This is a genomic window from Falsiruegeria mediterranea M17, assembly GCF_900302455.1.
Classification (GTDB): domain Bacteria; phylum Pseudomonadota; class Alphaproteobacteria; order Rhodobacterales; family Rhodobacteraceae; genus Falsiruegeria; species Falsiruegeria mediterranea.
Genome location: NZ_ONZG01000001.1, coordinates 544333 through 561476, shown reverse-complemented (window position 1 = coordinate 561476; position 17144 = coordinate 544333). Strand labels below are relative to the sequence as shown.

Annotated in this window: 19 protein-coding genes and 1 riboswitch; of the genes, 4 read left to right on the top strand and 15 right to left on the bottom strand. The window is 59.4% G+C overall.

Annotated elements, in window-relative coordinates:
* Position 1 precedes the first annotated feature (1 nt).
* Positions 2 to 1561 (top strand): substrate-binding domain-containing protein, encoded by a 1560-nt coding sequence (locus TRM7615_RS02740; RefSeq protein ID WP_108785350.1) that lies wholly within the window; start codon positions 2 to 4, stop codon positions 1559 to 1561.
* 58 nt (positions 1562 to 1619) lie between these two features.
* Here TRM7615_RS02740 and radC read toward each other — a convergent pair whose 3' ends face one another.
* From radC to dnaK, 13 genes are all read right to left on the bottom strand, one after another.
* A complete protein-coding gene (gene radC, locus TRM7615_RS02735) occupies positions 1620 to 2375 on the bottom strand; it encodes a RadC family protein (RefSeq protein ID WP_108785349.1) in 756 nt (251 codons plus the stop codon).
* A gap of 35 nt (positions 2376 to 2410) precedes the next feature.
* Positions 2411 to 3148 carry an ABC transporter permease gene (locus tag TRM7615_RS02730; RefSeq protein ID WP_108785348.1) on the bottom strand — a complete coding sequence of 246 codons (738 nt, stop codon included), beginning with the start codon at positions 3146 to 3148 and terminating at the stop codon, positions 2411 to 2413.
* Positions 3145 to 3870, bottom strand: a complete 726-nt coding sequence (locus tag TRM7615_RS02725) for an ABC transporter ATP-binding protein (protein ID WP_108785347.1) — start codon at positions 3868 to 3870, stop codon at positions 3145 to 3147. The genes TRM7615_RS02730 and TRM7615_RS02725 overlap by 4 nt, the downstream gene beginning before the upstream one ends.
* The gene (tenA, locus tag TRM7615_RS02720) at positions 3870 to 4553 is read right to left on the bottom strand and encodes a thiaminase II (RefSeq protein ID WP_108785346.1); all 684 of its coding nucleotides are present in this window, start codon (positions 4551 to 4553) and stop codon (positions 3870 to 3872) included. Before tenA ends, TRM7615_RS02725 begins: the two co-directional genes overlap by 1 nt.
* Positions 4550 to 5485: an ABC transporter substrate-binding protein gene (locus tag TRM7615_RS02715; RefSeq protein ID WP_108785345.1), complete on the bottom strand. Its 936-nt coding sequence runs from the start codon at positions 5483 to 5485 to the stop codon at positions 4550 to 4552. Before TRM7615_RS02715 ends, tenA begins: the two co-directional genes overlap by 4 nt.
* Before the next feature lie 19 nt (positions 5486 to 5504).
* Complete coding sequence (locus TRM7615_RS02710; RefSeq protein WP_108785344.1) at positions 5505 to 6470, bottom strand: HesA/MoeB/ThiF family protein; 966 nt, start codon at positions 6468 to 6470, stop codon at positions 5505 to 5507.
* The gene (locus tag TRM7615_RS02705) at positions 6467 to 7063 is read right to left on the bottom strand and encodes a thiamine phosphate synthase (protein WP_108785343.1); all 597 of its coding nucleotides are present in this window, start codon (positions 7061 to 7063) and stop codon (positions 6467 to 6469) included. Before TRM7615_RS02705 ends, TRM7615_RS02710 begins: the two co-directional genes overlap by 4 nt.
* Positions 7060 to 7824, bottom strand: coding sequence for a thiazole synthase (locus TRM7615_RS02700; RefSeq protein ID WP_108785342.1), 765 nt, complete (start codon positions 7822 to 7824; stop codon positions 7060 to 7062). The genes TRM7615_RS02705 and TRM7615_RS02700 overlap by 4 nt, the downstream gene beginning before the upstream one ends.
* A gap of 4 nt (positions 7825 to 7828) precedes the next feature.
* Positions 7829 to 8023, bottom strand: a complete 195-nt coding sequence (gene thiS, locus TRM7615_RS02695) for a sulfur carrier protein ThiS (protein WP_108785341.1) — start codon at positions 8021 to 8023, stop codon at positions 7829 to 7831.
* The gene (locus TRM7615_RS02690) at positions 8007 to 8984 is read right to left on the bottom strand and encodes an FAD-dependent oxidoreductase (protein WP_108785340.1); all 978 of its coding nucleotides are present in this window, start codon (positions 8982 to 8984) and stop codon (positions 8007 to 8009) included. The genes thiS and TRM7615_RS02690 overlap by 17 nt, the downstream gene beginning before the upstream one ends.
* Positions 8981 to 9781 (bottom strand): bifunctional hydroxymethylpyrimidine kinase/phosphomethylpyrimidine kinase, encoded by an 801-nt coding sequence (gene thiD, locus TRM7615_RS02685; RefSeq protein WP_108785489.1) that lies wholly within the window; start codon positions 9779 to 9781, stop codon positions 8981 to 8983. The genes TRM7615_RS02690 and thiD overlap by 4 nt, the downstream gene beginning before the upstream one ends.
* Positions 9782 to 9827: 46 nt before the next feature.
* Positions 9828 to 9929, bottom strand: a riboswitch (TPP riboswitch).
* Between the two features lie 140 nt (positions 9930 to 10069).
* Complete coding sequence (gene dnaJ / locus TRM7615_RS02680; RefSeq protein WP_108785339.1) at positions 10070 to 11215, bottom strand: molecular chaperone DnaJ; 1146 nt, start codon at positions 11213 to 11215, stop codon at positions 10070 to 10072.
* A gap of 74 nt (positions 11216 to 11289) precedes the next feature.
* Entirely contained in the window at positions 11290 to 13200 is a 1911-nt protein-coding gene (dnaK, locus tag TRM7615_RS02675; RefSeq protein WP_108785338.1) for a molecular chaperone DnaK, read from the bottom strand.
* 213 nt (positions 13201 to 13413) lie between these two features.
* Here dnaK and TRM7615_RS02670 point away from each other — a divergent pair, with 213 nt between their 5' ends.
* Positions 13414 to 14016 carry an alpha-ketoglutarate-dependent dioxygenase AlkB family protein gene (locus TRM7615_RS02670; RefSeq protein ID WP_108785337.1) on the top strand — a complete coding sequence of 201 codons (603 nt, stop codon included), beginning with the start codon at positions 13414 to 13416 and terminating at the stop codon, positions 14014 to 14016.
* Here TRM7615_RS02670 and TRM7615_RS02665 read toward each other — a convergent pair.
* Entirely contained in the window at positions 14013 to 14606 is a 594-nt protein-coding gene (locus TRM7615_RS02665) for a COG3650 family protein (RefSeq protein WP_108785336.1), read from the bottom strand. The genes TRM7615_RS02670 and TRM7615_RS02665 overlap by 4 nt on opposite strands.
* Positions 14603 to 15424 (bottom strand): ABC transporter permease, encoded by an 822-nt coding sequence (locus TRM7615_RS02660; protein ID WP_235824003.1) that lies wholly within the window; start codon positions 15422 to 15424, stop codon positions 14603 to 14605. Before TRM7615_RS02660 ends, TRM7615_RS02665 begins: the two co-directional genes overlap by 4 nt.
* A gap of 121 nt (positions 15425 to 15545) precedes the next feature.
* Between TRM7615_RS02660 and cysQ the strand changes: the two genes are divergently transcribed.
* Positions 15546 to 16343 carry a 3'(2'),5'-bisphosphate nucleotidase CysQ gene (gene cysQ, locus TRM7615_RS02655; RefSeq protein ID WP_108785335.1) on the top strand — a complete coding sequence of 266 codons (798 nt, stop codon included), beginning with the start codon at positions 15546 to 15548 and terminating at the stop codon, positions 16341 to 16343.
* Positions 16343 to 17143 carry a 3-deoxy-manno-octulosonate cytidylyltransferase gene (locus tag TRM7615_RS02650; protein WP_108785334.1) on the top strand — a complete coding sequence of 267 codons (801 nt, stop codon included), beginning with the start codon at positions 16343 to 16345 and terminating at the stop codon, positions 17141 to 17143. The genes cysQ and TRM7615_RS02650 overlap by 1 nt, the downstream gene beginning before the upstream one ends.
* Position 17144 lies beyond the last annotated feature (1 nt).

Sequence of the window (17144 nt, the reverse complement as noted above, 5' to 3'; positions counted from 1 at the left end):
CATGGCTTGGTCTCGTGCGGCGGTTTTCGCCGCACTTTTTCTTTTGGTCGCCCCTTTGGCCGTGTTCGCGCAGGACATAACGCTGACGTCGCGCGACGGTAAAGTCGAAATCAACGGAACCCTGCTGGGTTTCGATGGCGAGTTCTATCGCGTCGACACTCAATTCGGCGAGCTGACAGTGGACGGATCAGGTGTAACCTGTGACGGCCCCGCCTGCCCCAGCCTTGTGGACTTTGTTGCAAAGATCACCCTTTCGGGATCTTCGACCATGGCCGAGGTTTTGCTGCCCGCCCTGATCGAAGGGTTCGCCCTGCGTAACGGGTATCAAGCACAGCGCAAGAACCTGAGCGGCGCACAGTTTTTGTACATCCTCGGCCAGGGACCAGGTACCTCGCCGATCGCCGAGTTTACATTTCGCGTGACTTCCACCGACGAGGGGTTTGCCGATCTCCTTGCAAATGAAGCCGACATCGTTATGGCGCTGCGCGAGATCAGACCCGACGAGCGCAAGCTCGCGCGCGAGGCCGGGATGGGTGACATGACGGGGGCCAACCGCTCACGTGTTCTGGCCCTGGATGCCATGGTGCCGGTCGTGGCGCCCGGCAATCCGGTGCACCGCATCTCGCTTCCACAATTGGCCGACGTCTATGCAGGTAACATAACCAACTGGCAGGATTTGGGCGGCCCGGATGCACCGATTTCGGTTCATCTGCCATCTGCGGGCTCTGGCTTGGCGCAAGCCGCCGAGGATCGTCTGTTGCGCCCTTTGAACGCATCGCTGGTTGCAGATGTCATCCGCCACAGACGCAGCAGCGATTTGGCGCGCGCGGTCACGACCGATCCTTTCGCCATTGGGATTGCCAGCTTTGCCGAAACCGGAACCGCACGGGCATTGACCCTCACCGGGTCCTGCGGCTTCTCCCTTTCTGCCAGCCGCCGCACCATCAAGACCGAGGATTACCCTCTTAACTCGCCGATGTTTCTCTACCTGCCTGCCCGGCGCCTGCCGGACCTGGCACGGCAATTCCTGTCCTACACCCGCGGGCCGGCGGCCCAGCTTGTGATCCGACGCGCGGGATTTGTCGATCAGACGCCCGAGCTGATTTCGATGAACGCCCAAGGCGACCGCCTGGCCAATGCCATTGCCGCTGCGGGGGAAGAGGTGCAACTGGACGTGCTGCAGCGCATGATCACGCGCCTGTCGCCCATGACGCGCCTGTCGACCTCGTTCCGATTTGAAACCGGGTCGACCCGCCCTGATGCGCAGTCACGCGCCAACATCGCTCAATTGGCTCGCGCCCTTGAAGCTGGTCAATACGATGCCCGCCAACTGGCCTTTGTTGGATTCAGCGACGGAGAAGGTCCCGCAGCAGGTAACGCCAGAATTGCTATGAAACGCGCCGAAGCTGTGCGTGATGCTGTCTTGAGCGCAGCTGAGACTGCAAACCCAGAACGGGTCGATATCACAGTCGACGCCTTTGGAGAGGCCATGCCCATGGCCTGCGACGACAGCGACTGGGGCCGTCAGGTCAACCGCAGGGTCGAGGTCTGGGTGCGCTAAGCCCCTTCGTTCTTTTGAAAATATTCCGGGGGAGTCGTAGCGACGGGGGCAGCGCCCCCTAGAGATACCCCTCAGCTCTAAAACTCAGCTCGGTCGATTTTCCGATGATCAGGTGATCATGCAACGTCAAACCAAGTGCAACGCAGGCGCTTTGGATCTGGTTGGTCATATCGACGTCCGACTGCGACGGTGTCGGGTCGCCCGATGGATGATTGTGCACCAAGATGAGCGCCGAGGCGTTCAGTTCCAGCGCCCGCTTTGCCACCTCGCGTGGATAGACCGGCACGTGATCTACTGTGCCGCGCGCCTGTTCCTCATCCGCAATGAGCACGTTCTTGCGGTCCAGAAAGAACACCCGGAATTGTTCCGTTTCGCGATGCGCCATGGTGGTGTGGCAGTAATCCAGCAACGCATCCCAACTGGAAATCACTTGCCGTTGCATCACCCGCGCCCGCGCCATGCGATGCGCAGACGCCTCGAGCACCTTGAGGTCCGTGATCACCGCGTCGCCCACGCCCTTGACCTCTTGCAGCCGCTCAACCGGGGCCGTCAGCACCCGGTTGAAATCGCCAAAGGTATCCAGCAGCAGCCGTGCCAAGGGTTTTACATCTTGCCTGGGGATCGAACGAAAAAGCACCAGCTCCAACAACTCATAATCCGGCATGGCTGCTGCCCCGCCCTCCATGAACCTTTCGCGCAGGCGCTTCCGGTGATCCTTGATGTAGGACGGCAACCGACCCGATGGCAGTGGGGCCTCGGGCGCCTCGTCCAGGTCAAACAACATTGGGGCTTCGGCAAAGGCATTTTGGGTCATATCCACAGCCTCTGCCCGAATCGGTTTCTGAAAGGTTAACCGCCCTCACCCGCCATCCGTGCGGTGGCCTTGCGCACGGCCAAATGCAGCAGGACCGAGAAGACACCAAGAGTGAGCATCGCGGCAAACATCAAATCGGTTTTGGCGCGCCCGTTGGCCAGAAGCATCAAGTAGCCCAACCCTTTGGACGCGCCCACCCACTCACCAATCACTGCCCCAATCGGCGCATAGACCGCCGCCAGTCGCAAACCAGACGCAAGGTTCGGCAGTGCCGCCGGAATACGGATGTACCAGAGCACTGCGCGCGGGTTGGCCTGCATTGTACGCGCCAGATCCAAGTAACCGGGCGGCGTTCGCATAAGCCCGTCAAAGAAGGATGCCGTTACCGGGAAATAGATGATCAGCACAGCCATCGCCACCTTGGACCACAGCCCATAGCCCAGCCACAACGTCAGGATCGGCGCCAAGGCAAAGACCGGCAGGGCTTGGGTGAACACCAGCATCGGTTGCACCAAAACCCGCGCCACGCGCGAGGTCGCTAGCTGGATCGCAGTCACGACCCCAAGCGCCGCGCCTAGCCCCAACCCAATCAGCACCTCGATCCCGGTGATCAGAGTGTGTTCAGCAATGATGGCCCGGTTCTTCCACCAAGTTTCCGCAACCAAAAGCGGTCCAGGCAGGATGAACTTCGGCAGATCAGTCAAAGAGACGATCACCTGCCAAACCGCCACGGCAAAGATGGTCGCTGCTAAGGCGGGAAGATAGCGCGTCATGCCGCCTCTCCCCGTAGCATTCGCAGCAGAGCCGCCTGTGCCGCCAGCGTGTCGAGGCCATCGACCTTGCGCGGTACATCTGCTGTTGGCGGTGGACAATGGGTCAGCCCCGATTGCTCCATGACCACGATAGAATGCCCAAGACGCGCGGCCTCTCCGGGATCATGAGTCACCAAGAGCACCGTGCGCCCGGCGAGCAGTTCGACCGCCAGGTCCTGCATGTCCGCCCTCGTCTGCGCATCCAGCGCCGAAAACGGCTCGTCCAGCAGGATGACCGGTTTATCCTCCATCAACGTACGTGCAAGCGCCACCCGCTGCCGTTGCCCACCCGACAGCTCGGCTGGTTTCTTGCTGGCGTGTTCAGTCAACCGCACTCGTCCCAACAACCGCTGCAGCCGCTCCTGATCGGGCCTTTCGCCGCGCAACCGCGCGCCAAGCGTAATATTCTGCGTCACCGTCGCCCAAGGCAGCAGCAGGTCGTCCTGTGCCATATAGGCTACGCGCGGCACCACCTCACCGCCATCTGATGCGGTGATGGAGCCGTCAAACACGGCCCCCGTCTGCAACCCGGCAATCAGCCTGAGCACAGTGGATTTCCCGACGCCCGAGCCGCCCAGAAGGCAGGTCCATTTTCCCGCTGCCAATGACAGCGACAACGGCGCAAATAGCTGCGCCGCGCCAATGGTGGCCTGCCCTTGAACGATGATCTCGGGCGCGGTCATTACGGGGTCATTCCCATCTGCCAGAACCCGACCTCAAGTTGGGTTGCCATGTTGAAAGTGCGGCACAGGCCATCCCAAGTCGGCAGTTGGTCATAGTTCTCGCTCAAGCGACGGGTCAGCGCACCATCCAGTAGCTCACCCACTGCGCGGACCGACCCTTGATATTCATCGCCCGCATAAGTGTTGATCCAGTCGCGATAGGTCTCGCTGGTCGCCTCGTCCGACAGACGCGCGCCAATTTCACCATAGCCCATGACGCAGGGTGCAAGCGCCGCCAGCAGGCTGAGCAGATCGCCGGAATACCCCGCCTCCAGTACAAAGCGAGTATAAGCCAAGTTTTCGGGCCGCTCAGGTGTTGCGAACAACTCATCTTGTGAGATCCCCGCCTCGGCACAGATGCCGATGTGCAGCTTCATCTCTTCGCTAATCAGGCCGTTCACTGTGGCTGAGGCCAGCAGCATTTCCTCGTGCGTTTCCGATTTCACCACTGCCAGCGCCCAAGCGCGGCTGAAGTGGATCAGGAACACATAGTCCTGCCGCAGGTAGTGCAAGAACGCCTCACGCGGGAGGGTGCCGTCCTTAAGCCCCTCGACAAACGCGTGGCGGGTATAATCCCGCCACACATCGCCCGAAGCCGCGCGCATCAGGCCAAAGGCGCGGCCATAATCCGGTGCCGTGCTCATTTTGCGGTCACGTCGATGGTGATGGCATCAACCGGGTTGATGCTGTCGATCATGCCGCTGTCCTTCAGGAATGCCTCGAACCGGGCATAGCGGCCATGGTCGAACCCGGCAGGGCGCAGGGCAAAGCGCGGCAGCGTGTCGACCCAGGCGCGCTTGTTCAGCTCATCCTGCAGCTCGGTCGAGGTGCCCGAGAAGATTTCCCAACTTTTGACCGGGTTGTTGACAATGTACTGCGTTGCCAGCTCGGTCGCGCGCAGAAAGCGAGCCACTTTTTCGGCATCCATCGTCTCGGGGTTGGCGACATAGATGAGCTCGTCATAAGACGGCACGCCCTCTTCCTCGATGTAGAAGCAGGTGCCAGGCTCTCCTTCGATGTCCATCTGGTTCAGCTCAAAGTTCCGGTAGGCACCGATCACCGCATCTACCTGACCCGACATCAGCGAGGGCGAGAGTGAGAAGTTGACATTGATCATCTCAACATCGCTGAGCGCCACGTCGTATTTGCCCAGAACTGCGCCCAGAACCGCCTCTTCCACGCCGGCGACCGAAAAGCCGATCTTCTTGCCCTTCAGATCGGCGGGCGATTTGATCGGGCCTTCTTCCAGAACCAGCAGGCAGTTCAGCGGGGTCGCAACCAATGTACCAACGCGCTTGAGCGGCAGGCCTTCGTGGATTTGCAGGTGCAGCTGCGGCTGATAGGACACGGCCAGATCAGCCTGACCGGCAGCAACCAGACGCGGCGGGGCAGACGGGTCTGCGGGCGCGACAATCTCGACCTCAAGGCCCTGATCGGCGAAATAGCCCTTTTCCTGCGCCACGATGATCGGGCCGTGATCGGGGTTGATGAACCAATCCAAGAGGACGGTCATCTTGTCGGCAGCCATCGCCGGGGTCGCGGCCAGCATGGCCAATGCGGTCAGCATTTTCTTCATGTTCGCGTTTCCTTATGCTTCATGAGGTTGAGGCCGCGACAAGGACAATCTCGCCGGGCCAAATTTGTTGAATGCGCTCAGCAGTGCGCCAGGCCCTGAGGCCGGTGGCACAACACAGCGCAATACGCCTGTCAGGGTCGGGCAGATGGTTCTGCACCTCCTCCGGTGCGATACGGGTCGCGGTGGAAAGGATCGGCACGGGGGCCTCCTCTGCGCCGCGCAATTCAATGATCATGTCCTGATCGGTGAGTTCGGTGGGGACAGCAAAGCGCAATGCTGCCTCGGGCTCGGGCGCGCCATCAAAGCGAAATGAGGTGCTGCGATAGTTTTGCGCATCGAACTGCACCATTTGCCCCAAGGGCGACGGTTCCAGCCCCATCAGCACGGCCAGCGCCATCTGCGCCTGAAGCGCGCCGATCATCCCCACGACCGGGCCCAGAACACCCGCCGTCGCGCAGCTCGCAGCGCTGTCCGGAGCCTCGGGGAAAATGGCGCGCAGCGACGGCACGCCACCGCAGAAGCCGCCGACATAGCCGCCCAATCCAAGGACCGACGCGCTGATCAATGGACTGCCTTGTTTCAGGCATTCATCACTCAACGTATAGCTCGCCGCATAGCTGTCGGCACAATCAAGGATCAGATCAAAATCTGCGACTAAATCAGCTACATTTGCCGGTGTTAGAGCCTGTTTTTGAGCTTCAACGATGATGTCGGAATTCAACGCTTGGCACCGTGCGGCAACCACGCCGGCCTTTGACGCACCACAATCCGCTTCCGTGAAAAGCGTCTGTCGGTGCAGGTTGGACAGATCCACGACATCCGGATCCAGCAAAGTCAGATGCCCGACACCCGCACCAGCCAACATAGGCAACACCGGGGCCGCCAACCCGCCACAGCCGACCACCAGCACGCGGGCGCGGGACAGGCGATCCTGTCCCTGCGCCCCGACCTGCGGTAGGATCATCTGGCGAGCGTAGCGGCTCATCGCGTTGCCTCAATCCACTGGCACACGCGGCTTTCGGGGTCAGCGTTCAGAGTGATGTCGGTCACAGCCGAAACGATGTCTGCGCCAGCCTCCAAAACGCCGGGCGCACGCTCGACACTCATCCCACCGATACCGACCAAAGGGATGTTGCCCACACGCTCTTTCCATTCGGTGACGCGGGGCAAGCCCTGCTGGTGCCACTTCATCTTTTTCAGGATTGTGGGATAGACGGGCCCAAGCGCGACATAGTCCGGGTTCATCTCCAAAACCCGCTCCAACTCGTCATCGTCATGGGTTGAAACGCCAAGTTTTAGACCCGCTTTTCGGATCCCGACCAGGTCTGCATCATCCAAATCTTCCTGGCCGAGGTGGATCCACTCGACTCCCAGATCAATCGCCGCCTCCCAATAATCGTTGATCACCAGAACACAGCCATATTCGGCACACAGGTCTCGCCCCTTGGCAATCTGTTCGCGCACCACGTCGTCAGGTTGATCCTTGATCCGCAGCTGCACGAGCTTGATGCCCAAGGGCAGCATCCGTTCCAGCCAGTCGGTGTGGTCGAAGATGGGGTAGAAACGATCCAGGCTCATGACAGAAACGCCTTTCCGATGACGGGGGTTGAAGCTTCGGCCATATCGCGCGCCTCGATCGGATCGGCCTCGTGCGCCAATCGCCCGGCCTCGACCGCCAGCGCCATGGCCTTGGCCATCAGCTGCGGTTCACCCGCGCGGGCGACAGCGGTGTTCAGCAAAACGGCGTCATAGCCCAGCTCCATCGCATGCGAGGCGTGCGACGGCAGGCCAATTCCTGCATCCACCACCAGCGGCACATCGGGAAACTCTGCTCGCATCGCACGCAGGGCGTATTCGTTGTTCAGCCCGCGGCCCGATCCAATCGGAGCGCCCCATGGCATCAATACCTCACACCCTGCTTCGAGCAACCGCTCGCCAACGATCAGGTCATCGGTGGTGTAGGGGAACACCTGAAACCCGTCCTCAGTCAGAATGCGCGCGGCCTCGACCAGTTGGAACACATCCGGTTGCAGGCTGTCGGTGTGGCCGATCAGTTCCAGCTTGATCCATTTGGTGTCAAACACCTCGCGCGCCATATGGGCGGTTGTGACGGCCTCTTTCACCGTGTGACAGCCGGCGGTATTGGGCAGGATCAGCACGCCAAGGTCCTGGATCATCTGCCAGAACGTCTGCCCTGCGCCACCCTCACGCCGCAGCGACACCGTGGCTACGCCTGCGCCGCTGTCGCGGAATGCCTGTTCCAAGATCGCCGGGCTGGGATATTGCGCCGTGCCCAGCATCAGAGGGTTGGACAGTTCAGTGCCATAAAACGTCCGCATCGCCTTAGCCCCCCTGCATCGGAGCGAGAACCTCGACCCGGTCGCCATCGTTCAATCGGTGACCCGCGCGCAGGGACGAGGGCACAAAATCCTCATTCACTGCCGTGGCAACCCGGCCTGAGAAACCGCATTCGTCGAGCAAAGCGGTCAAGGTTTCAGCGGCCACCTCACGGGGTTCGCCGTTAAGCACGATCTTCATCGACCATCTCCGAATGTTTGTTGTCCAGCACCAAGTCAGCAACACCGCGTGCCACCGCAGGCGCGAGCAGATACCCGTGCCGATAAAGGCCATTGGCATAGACCCGCCCGCCGATCCGGCGAATACGCGGCAAGTTGTCGGGAAATGCAGGTCGCAGATCGACGCCGATTTCCAGCACCTCGGCCTCGCCAAAGGCCGGGTTCAGGGCATAGGCAGAGCTCAGCAGTTCCAGCATCGAGCGTGCGGTGATCCGACCCGAATCCTCACTTTCGATCATCGTGGCGCCCAGCATGTAAACGCCATCTCCGCGCGGCACAATGTAAAGCGGCAGACGCGGGTGCAGCAGACGAACAGGTCGGGTTAGAGCCACATCTGGCGCGCGGATAACCAACATCTCACCCTTTACGCCGCGCAGATCAGTCAGAAAATCGCGCGCGGACAAGCCCCGGCAATCGATTGCCTTTCCCAATCCTTCTGGCGCCTCGGTTTGATGAAAGGTCACTCGCTTTTCGACCAACCCGGCATGCAGATCAGCCAGTGCCTTGCGTGGATCTAGATGGGCCTCTTTTTCGAAATAGAGCCCTTTGCCGAATGCAGCCAGATCAGGCTCTAATTGGGCGATCTCACCACGACCGACATCCGTGAACCCCTCGGTACGTCGTGAAAACCGGCGCAGATCTGGCAGATCGCGGGCATTGGCGACCACCAGCGTTCCGGCAAAGGTCACGTCCGTCTTGTCTGCCCACCAGCCGATGGCCTCTTGCCCCAGACGAAGCACAGGCTCTTCGGCATTCTCATATTCACACCAAGGCGCCAGCATGCCACCCGCCCACCAAGAACATCCATGCGGGCCCGGAGGGCCAGCGGGGTCATAAACATCCACCGTAGCACCACGCGCGACCAGTTCCGTCGCGACGGCCAGACCGGCAACGCCAGCCCCTATGACGGAAAAATCGCTCATGCCCAAACCTTGTGGAAATGGTGAACGGGCCCGTGGCCGTGACCGACACCCAACGTGTCCGCCCTGGCAATTGCGCCCTGCAGATAGCTATGCGCCTGCGCAACCGCCTCGGGCAGGTCCACCCCCTTGGCGAGGCCAGCCGCTATCGACGACGATAGAGTGCAGCCTGTGCCATGCGTGTTTTTGGTGTCCCGACGCGGAGCTGTGTAGTCACCCGCAACGCGTTCGTCAGACAGCAAGAGGTCATGGCAAACATCACCCTCGGCATGGCCACCCTTCATCAGCACCGCTTTGGCACCCAACGCACACAATGCCACCCCCTGCTCCACCATTTCTTTAGGTGTTTCGGCAACCATCCTGTCCAAAAGACACGCAGCCTCAGGCAAGTTTGGTGTTAGAACCGTGGCGCTCGGCAAGAGCACATCGCGCAGGGTTTGCACCGCTTCGCGCGCCAGCAGGGCGTCGCCGGATTTTGCGATCATCACAGGATCAAGCACAACGGGACCGTCGAAACCAGCAATCCCATCAGCAACGGTTTGAATGATCTCGGGCGTGGCCAACATGCCGATCTTGATCGCATCCACGTTCAAATCAGACAGCACGGCATCGATTTGCGCCGCAATCACATCCAGCGGAATGCCATGAACCGCTGTCACCGCTTTCGTATTCTGCGCCGTTACAGCCGTTATCACGCTCGCGCCGTAGACCCCCAGGGCTGACATCGCCTTGATGTCTGCCTGAATACCCGCGCCACCACCACTATCGGATCCGGCGATTGTAAGCGCAATTGGTGCCATCGGTTGCTCCATCATCTTGGTGGGCAATCGGGGCATGGAAGGTGAGCCTGTGACTAAGACCGTTTCCTACGCCGGAATTGCCCGGATCAGGTTCGATGGGTTGGTGTCAGACACCTCTCAGCCAATTCAGGCACCCCAACGGTTGACGCGAACATCTCAGGGGTTGGGCGGATTATCAATAGCCAAAAGCCTTGTTTTATGGGGCCAGACTGGACTTATTGACCTTTCCAGATACAAAAAAGGCCGCCCTTTTGACAGGGCGGCCTCTCGATTGGTTCAGATTCGGGATCAGCCCTTCATGCCATCCCAAAATGACTTGACGGAGGAGAAGAAGGTCTTGCCTTCTGGGTTGTTGTCCTCACTCAAGTCCACAAACTCGCGCAGCAGTTCCTTTTGGCGGCTGGTCAGGTTGACCGGCGTCTCAACCGCCAGTTCGATGAACATGTCACCGACACCGCCACCACGAAGGGCAGGCATGCCCTTGCCGCGCAGACGCATCTGACGGCCCGACTGGCTGCCCGCTGGGATCTGTACGCGACCACGTCCACCGTCGATTGTCGGCACTTCGATCGAACCACCTAGTGCAGCGTTCGCCATAGAAACCGGCACGCGGCAATAGAGGTTCACGCCGTCGCGCTCGAACAGTTCATGCTGGGCCACCTCAACAAAGATGTACAGATCACCCGGAGGGCCACCGCGCATCCCGGCTTCCCCCTCGCCAGCAAGGCGAATGCGGGTGCCTGTTTCAACACCGGCAGGGATGTTCACGGACAGAGCACGGTCCTTTTCAACACGGCCTGCACCCTGGCACACTTTACAGGGGTTCTTGATGATCTGACCCAGGCCCGAACACGTCGGACAGGTCCGTTCAACGGTAAAGAAACCTTGCTGCGCGCGGACCTTGCCCATGCCCGAACACGTCGGACAGGTGACGGGCTCAACCCCGCCCTCGGCACCGGTGCCGTCACAAGCTGAACAGCTGACCGCGGTGGGAACGTTGATCGTCTTTTGCATGCCGGCAAAAGCATCATCCAGCGACACCCGCAGGTTATACCGCAAATCCGAACCACGCGCGGCACGACGTCCACCGCCACCGCGTTGACCACCCATGAAGTCGCCAAAAAGGTCGTCGAACACATCCGAGAACGCCGACGAGAAATCGCCCGAGCCGAAGCCGGCACCGGGACGGCCGCCGCCACCCATGCCGTTTTCAAACGCAGCATGGCCAAAACGGTCATAGGCTGCCTTTTTCTCGGCGTCTTTCAGAACCTCATAGGCTTCGTTAGCCTCTTTGAACTGAGATTCTGCGTCTGGATTGTCCTTGTTGCGGTCAGGATGCAGTTCTTTGGCCTTCTTGCGAAAGCCCTTCTTGATCTCGTCCGCCGAAGCGCCCTTGGCCACGCCGAGCACGTCATAATAGTCACGTTTTGACATCCGTTATTCCTTCTGCCTCAACGAAAGAGGGCCGGTCCGTCGACCGGACCGGCCCCTTTAAGCCCGGTTAAGCGTTACTTGCGCTTGTCGTCATCCAGATCTTCGAACTCTGCGTCGACGATGTCATCGTCGACGGGGCCAGCGTCAGCCGCTGCCGGTTCCTCGTCCGCTTCGTCCTGGCTCGCCTTGTAGATCGCCTCGCCCAGTTTCATGGCCGCTTCGGTCACGTTCTGGATGCCCGATTTGATCTTCTCGGCGTTGTCGGTCTCGATCTCGTCCTTCAGAGCAGCAATTGCCAGCTCGATGGCTTCTACAGTGGTCGGGTCAACCTTGTCCGAATGCTCTTCCACCGACTTTTCGGTCGAATGGATAAGGCTCTCGGCCTGGTTTTTCGCCTCGATCAGCTCGCGGCGCTCCTTGTCCGCCTCGGCATTCTCTTCGGCGTCCTTGACCATTTTTTCGATGTCATCATCCGACAGGCCGCCCGAAGCTTGGATCGTGATCTTCTGCTCTTTGCCGGTGCCTTTGTCCGAGGCGCCAACCGACACGATGCCGTTGGCGTCGATATCAAAGGTCACTTCGATCTGCGGCATGCCGCGCGGTGCGGGCGGGATGTCTTCGAGGTTGAACTGGCCAAGGATCTTGTTGTCGGCCGCCATTTCACGCTCACCCTGGAACACGCGGATGGTCACGGCGTTCTGGTTGTCTTCGGCGGTCGAGAAGATCTGGCTCTTCTTCGTCGGAATGGTCGTGTTGCGATCGATCAGACGGGTGAACACGCCACCCAAGGTTTCGATGCCCAGAGACAAAGGCGTCACGTCCAACAGAACAACGTCTTTGACGTCACCCTGCAGAACACCGGCCTGAATGGCGGCGCCCATGGCAACAACTTCGTCCGGGTTCACACCCTTGTGCGGTTCTTTGCCAAAGAACTTGGTAACCTCTTCGATCACTTTCGGCATCCGGGTCATACCACCGACCAGAACAACCTCGTCCACGTCACCGGCCGACAGGCCTGCGTCTTTCAGAGCGGCCTGGCACGGCTTGATCGACGCCTTGATCAGATCACCCACCAGCTGCTCCAGCTTGGCGCGGGTCAGCTTGATGACCATGTGCAGCGGCGTGCCCGAGTTGGGATCCATTGAGATGAACGGCTGGTTGATGTCGGTCTGGTTGGCCGAGGACAGTTCGATCTTGGCTTTTTCAGCGGCTTCTTTCAGACGCTGCAGGGCCATCTTGTCCTTGGTCAGGTCGACATTGTGCTCTTTCTTGAACTGGTCGGCCAGGTAGTTGACGATGCGCATGTCAAAGTCTTCACCACCCAGAAAGGTGTCACCGTTGGTCGATTTCACTTCGAACAAACCATCGTCGATTTCCAGGATGGTCACGTCGAAGGTACCGCCACCAAGGTCATAGACCGCGATGGTTTGGGTTTCTTCCTTGTCCAGACCATAGGCCAGAGCAGCCGCCGTCGGCTCGTTGATGATACGCAGCACTTCGAGACCGGCAATCTTGCCTGCGTCCTTGGTGGCCTGACGCTGAGCGTCGTTGAAGTACGCCGGAACGGTGATAACCGCCTGGGTCACTTCTTCGCCAAGATAGCTCTCGGCGGTTTCTTTCATCTTGCCCAGGGTGAAGGCCGAGATTTGCGATGGCGAATACTTCTCGCCTTTTGCTTCAACCCATGCGTCACCGTTGCCACCGTTCACCACGTTGAACGGCAGGTTCTTCTTGTCCTTTGCCAGATGCTCGTCGTCGAACCGACGGCCGATCAGGCGCTTGACACCAAAGACGGTGTTGTCAGGGTTGGTGACCGCCTGGCGTTTTGCCGGCTGACCGACCAGACGCTCTTCATCGGTGAAGGCGACGATCGAGGGCGTGGTCCGCGCCCCTTCTGCGTTTTCGATAACCCGGGGTTGCGAACCATCCATGATGGCCACGCAGCTGTTTGTCGTACCCAGGTCGATCCCAATAACTTTGCTCATGTTCGATCCCTTTTCTCTTCAAGGCGATTACCCGAGGCCTGAACCCGTTGTGGCATCCCGACCTCGATCCGTTTGCGCGAATGGCTCTACACCATCGCGCGTCCCGGCGTATATAAGGTCGCGTGAACGGGCCTGCAAGCACTGTGAATCGCGGGTTTTCTGGATTCTTGGACCTTTTTTGACAAGGTTTTGCTAACGAATGGGGAATGGCGGGTGGCGCGGCTTTTGATACGGGGGTTTGAGGTTTGGAAATCCCATCTGGATTCCAAGGCCCAAGCCGCGCTAATCGACGCTCTGCGTCCGATCCTGAAGGCGGCACCACTGTTCAACCCGTCCACGGCGTCCGGCAAGAAAATGTCGGTACGCATGACCTCTGCGGGGTCTTGTGGCTGGATTTCCGACACATCTGGCTATCGTTATGAACCCGATCATCCGGCCGGACGCCCCTGGCCCGCGATCCCGGAATCAATTCTGTCGATCTGGCGCGACACCTCCGGTCTCGATCGTCTACCCGACAGCTGCTTGATCAACTACTACGGCGAAGACACCAAGATGGGCCTGCACCAAGACAAGGACGAGGCCGATTTCTCTTGGCCGGTGGTGTCTGTGTCCCTTGGGGATGACGCTTTGTTTCGGATGGGCAACCCGACACGGGGCGGCAAAACCGAATCCCTGTGGCTCAGCTCTGGCGATGTGGTGGTGATGGGTGGTGAAGCGCGACTGAGCTATCACGGGATCGACCGTATCCGGTTCAAATCATCCCGGCTATTGCCCAAAGGCGGACGGATCAACCTGACGCTGCGGGTCGTGACCTAATGAGCGACCAAGTTGCAACAGCCTGAATAAAGCACACCGTCCTGATGCAAATAGTCGACGTCCAGCCCATAGGCGCGATCCGACATCCCATCCGAACACTGTTGCGCCCGTACCATTGCAACGCCCGACAACCCGACCGTCAGAGAGAACCGGTCGGTACGCCCCCGCGCCTGCTGCAGTATATCGGCCGTCATGCTCACCGCTTGCAGACCCAGCCCGTCGAACCGAGCCTGATGCCCCTGCTCGATCTCAAGTGACCAGAATGGCTCGGTCCCGGAACACGACAGCGTGCGGCCAATGGGGACATCCGGGTTTTCGGCATGCGGCGCAAGATATCGCAACGAGACCCACCCCGATACCTCACCCGAATTCACAAGGCCCCATTTCCCGTCGGGCGAACGATCTACAACTTCGACATTGGTCGCATCATGGGCCAGTTCGGCAACCTTGTCCGAAGACGCGCCCGCCTCTTGGCGCACATTCAGAACATCATCTGACGCAACTCCGGTCACGTCGTGCAACTGCGGCAGGGTAACAGCCCAAATAGCGCCCGGCCAAAGGGCCAACAGAATGACCCAAAACCGCATCATCGGCGGGCGTACCAGCTGTTTGATACTTGGCGACGTGTGTAGAATTCTAGCATCAAACCAACCATGATCAGCGTAACACCAACCCAAAAAGCATACTCCCAATTGGAATTGCGTGGATAGTAGTTGCGGAACACAAAGCCACGACACTGATCAATGCAGTGAAACAGAGGGTTCCAGTCAAACATCTGCAGCATGAAGGGCGGCAGTGAGTTTGCCACAAACATCTTACCCGAGGCGATCATGTTCGCGCGCTGATAGACCGTGCTCAGGATACCGACGATCGTGGGCAACCAGGGCTTCATCGAAAAAAAGACGAGCCCAACGGCACAACCCGTGAACCACGAGAGCATAAGCATAGCAAAAGCGCCCCCGGGATTGTCGATGTAGACCGGTTTAAAGGCAACATGATACCCGAAGAGTATGATGAACAGGGTCAGCAACTGCGTGTAAAGCGCGCCAATTGCCGACGCCAGCAGCGAAATGATCGTATTCATCGGCGCATGTTTCATCATGGGACTGTTGGGACCTTCCGCCCCCATGATCGCCCCAACCGACTTGATATGCACCATGAACAGAAACACGCCAGACATGATGTACAGCAGGAAATCACCCCGGATCGCCGTACCGCGCAGGCCCAGCAACGAAAACATCATGTAAAAGATCAGAACAAACACAACGACCTGCATCATGTTCTTGCCGAGCGCGATGAAGGCATTGTTGTGACCCGATCGAATGGATCGAACCACCGCGTGAAAGATGATCTCTGCCATGGTGAACGCGCCACTTAGCAGGGATTTGTGCTGTCGGTATCCAAACACTAGAACTGTTTCCTATGTCGCTGCTCAACAATTTGGCACGGAATTCTTGCTGTTCCGTTGCCTGCAAAGCATAAGAACAGCAGGCCCAATAAGCAACAAAACACAAAATCGGAGCATTTTTGTGACCTACGACAACCTTATTCCCGTGATCCGCAGGCTGGCGCTCGAGGCGGGCGACAAGATCATGGAGATTTATAACTCGGATGATTTCGACGTGAAGGTCAAATCCGATGACAGCCCGGTGACCGAAGCGGACGAAGCGGCAGACGCCCTGATCTCGGCCGGGCTGCGCGCTGCTTTCCCGGATGTGTTGCTGGTAACCGAAGAGCAGGCCGCATCGCATTCGACCAAAGGCGACACCTTTCTGATCGTCGACCCACTGGATGGCACCAAGGAGTTCATCCACCGCCGCGGCGATTTCACAGTCAACATCGCGCTTGTCGAAAACGGCACGCCAACACGCGGTGTCGTCTATGCCCCGGCAAAAGGACGCATGTTCTTCACTCTGGCCGACGGTCAATCAGTCGAGGAAACCGGATCGTTGGACAAAGACGCCATGGGTGCGGTGCAGCCAATTTCTGTATCCAAAGCAAACAATGATGCGCTTCTGGTCGTCGCCTCAAAATCACACCGCGATCAGGCGACAGACGATTACATCAACAAATACAGTGTCAAAGACAGCAAGAGTGCGGGTTCGTCGCTGAAGTTCTGCCTGGTCGCCACCGGCGAGGCCGACATCTACCCCCGCGTGGGTCGCACGATGGAATGGGACACCGCAGCAGGCCACGCGGTTCTGGCCGGAGCTGGCGGCAAAGTCGTCCGCTTTGATGACCACACCCCGCTGCAATACGGCAAGGATGGCTATGCCAATCCGTTCTTCATTGCCTATGCGCCAGATGTTGAGCTGAAGGAGGCCTGATGTCCGTCCTGATCGCCATCCCCGCCCGCTATGCGTCCACCCGTTATCCCGGCAAGCCGTTGGTGCCCCTGACTGGCGCCTCGGGCAACAGCCAATCCCTGATCGAACGGTCCTGGCGCGCCGCGATGGCGGTTCAGGGCGTCGACCGGGTTGTTGTCGCCACTGACGACGACCGCATTCGTGACGCTTCCGAAGCCTTTGGAGCCGAGGTGGTGATGACTTCGGAAACCTGCGCCAACGGGACCGAACGCTGCGCCGAAGCGCATGAGGTTCTCGGCGGGGGGTTCGACATCGTGGTAAACCTGCAAGGCGACGCCCCCCTGACCCCACATTGGTTCATCGAAGATCTGGTCGCGGGTCTGCGAAACGCGCCGGATGCAGGGATCGCCACCCCGGTACTGCGGTGCGATGGCGATGCACTCAACAGCTTGCTCAACGACCGCAAACATGGCCGCGTGGGCGGCACAACGGCCGTCTTTGCCCGCGACAACAGCGCCATGTATTTCTCGAAAGAGGTGGTGCCGTTTACCGCCGAAACCTTTGGCGCATCCGATCCGACACCTGTATTCCACCATGTCGGCGTCTATGCCTATCGCAAGGATGCCCTTGCGGCCTATCCCACCTGGAACACTGGCCCGCTTGAGACCCTTGAGGGGCTGGAACAACTGCGGTTCATGGAAAACAACCACAAGGTTCTGTGCGTCGAGGTCGAAGCGCGTGGGCGCCAGTTCTGGGAACTCAACAACCCTTCAGACGTACCAAAGCTCGAAGAGATGATGGCCGCCATGGGTTTGGACTAAA

Bases quoted from the DNA above. Each gene is read 5' to 3' on its own strand.
- TRM7615_RS02740 (WP_108785350.1), top strand. From the start codon at position 2: ATGGCTTGGTCTCGTGCGGCGGTTTTCGCCGCACTTTTTCTTTTGGTC.
- TRM7615_RS02650 (WP_108785334.1), top strand. From the start codon at position 16,343: ATGTCCGTCCTGATCGCCATCCCCGCCCGCTATGCGTCCACCCGTTAT.
- radC (WP_108785349.1), bottom strand. From the start codon at position 2,375: ATGACCCAAAATGCCTTTGCCGAAGCCCCAATGTTGTTTGACCTGGAC.
- dnaK (WP_108785338.1), bottom strand. From the start codon at position 13,200: ATGAGCAAAGTTATTGGGATCGACCTGGGTACGACAAACAGCTGCGTG.
- TRM7615_RS02665 (WP_108785336.1), bottom strand. From the start codon at position 14,606: ATGATGCGGTTTTGGGTCATTCTGTTGGCCCTTTGGCCGGGCGCTATT.
- TRM7615_RS02690 (WP_108785340.1), bottom strand. From the start codon at position 8,984: ATGAGCGATTTTTCCGTCATAGGGGCTGGCGTTGCCGGTCTGGCCGTC.
- thiD (WP_108785489.1), bottom strand. From the start codon at position 9,781: ATGGCACCAATTGCGCTTACAATCGCCGGATCCGATAGTGGTGGTGGC.
- dnaJ (WP_108785339.1), bottom strand. From the start codon at position 11,215: ATGTCAAAACGTGACTATTATGACGTGCTCGGCGTGGCCAAGGGCGCT.
- TRM7615_RS02705 (WP_108785343.1), bottom strand. From the start codon at position 7,063: ATGAGCCTGGATCGTTTCTACCCCATCTTCGACCACACCGACTGGCTG.
- TRM7615_RS02710 (WP_108785344.1), bottom strand. From the start codon at position 6,470: ATGAGCCGCTACGCTCGCCAGATGATCCTACCGCAGGTCGGGGCGCAG.
- TRM7615_RS02730 (WP_108785348.1), bottom strand. From the start codon at position 3,148: ATGACGCGCTATCTTCCCGCCTTAGCAGCGACCATCTTTGCCGTGGCG.
- TRM7615_RS02715 (WP_108785345.1), bottom strand. From the start codon at position 5,485: ATGAAGAAAATGCTGACCGCATTGGCCATGCTGGCCGCGACCCCGGCG.
- TRM7615_RS02725 (WP_108785347.1), bottom strand. From the start codon at position 3,870: ATGACCGCGCCCGAGATCATCGTTCAAGGGCAGGCCACCATTGGCGCG.
- TRM7615_RS02700 (WP_108785342.1), bottom strand. From the start codon at position 7,824: ATGCGGACGTTTTATGGCACTGAACTGTCCAACCCTCTGATGCTGGGC.
- thiS (WP_108785341.1), bottom strand. From the start codon at position 8,023: ATGAAGATCGTGCTTAACGGCGAACCCCGTGAGGTGGCCGCTGAAACC.
- tenA (WP_108785346.1), bottom strand. From the start codon at position 4,553: ATGAGCACGGCACCGGATTATGGCCGCGCCTTTGGCCTGATGCGCGCG.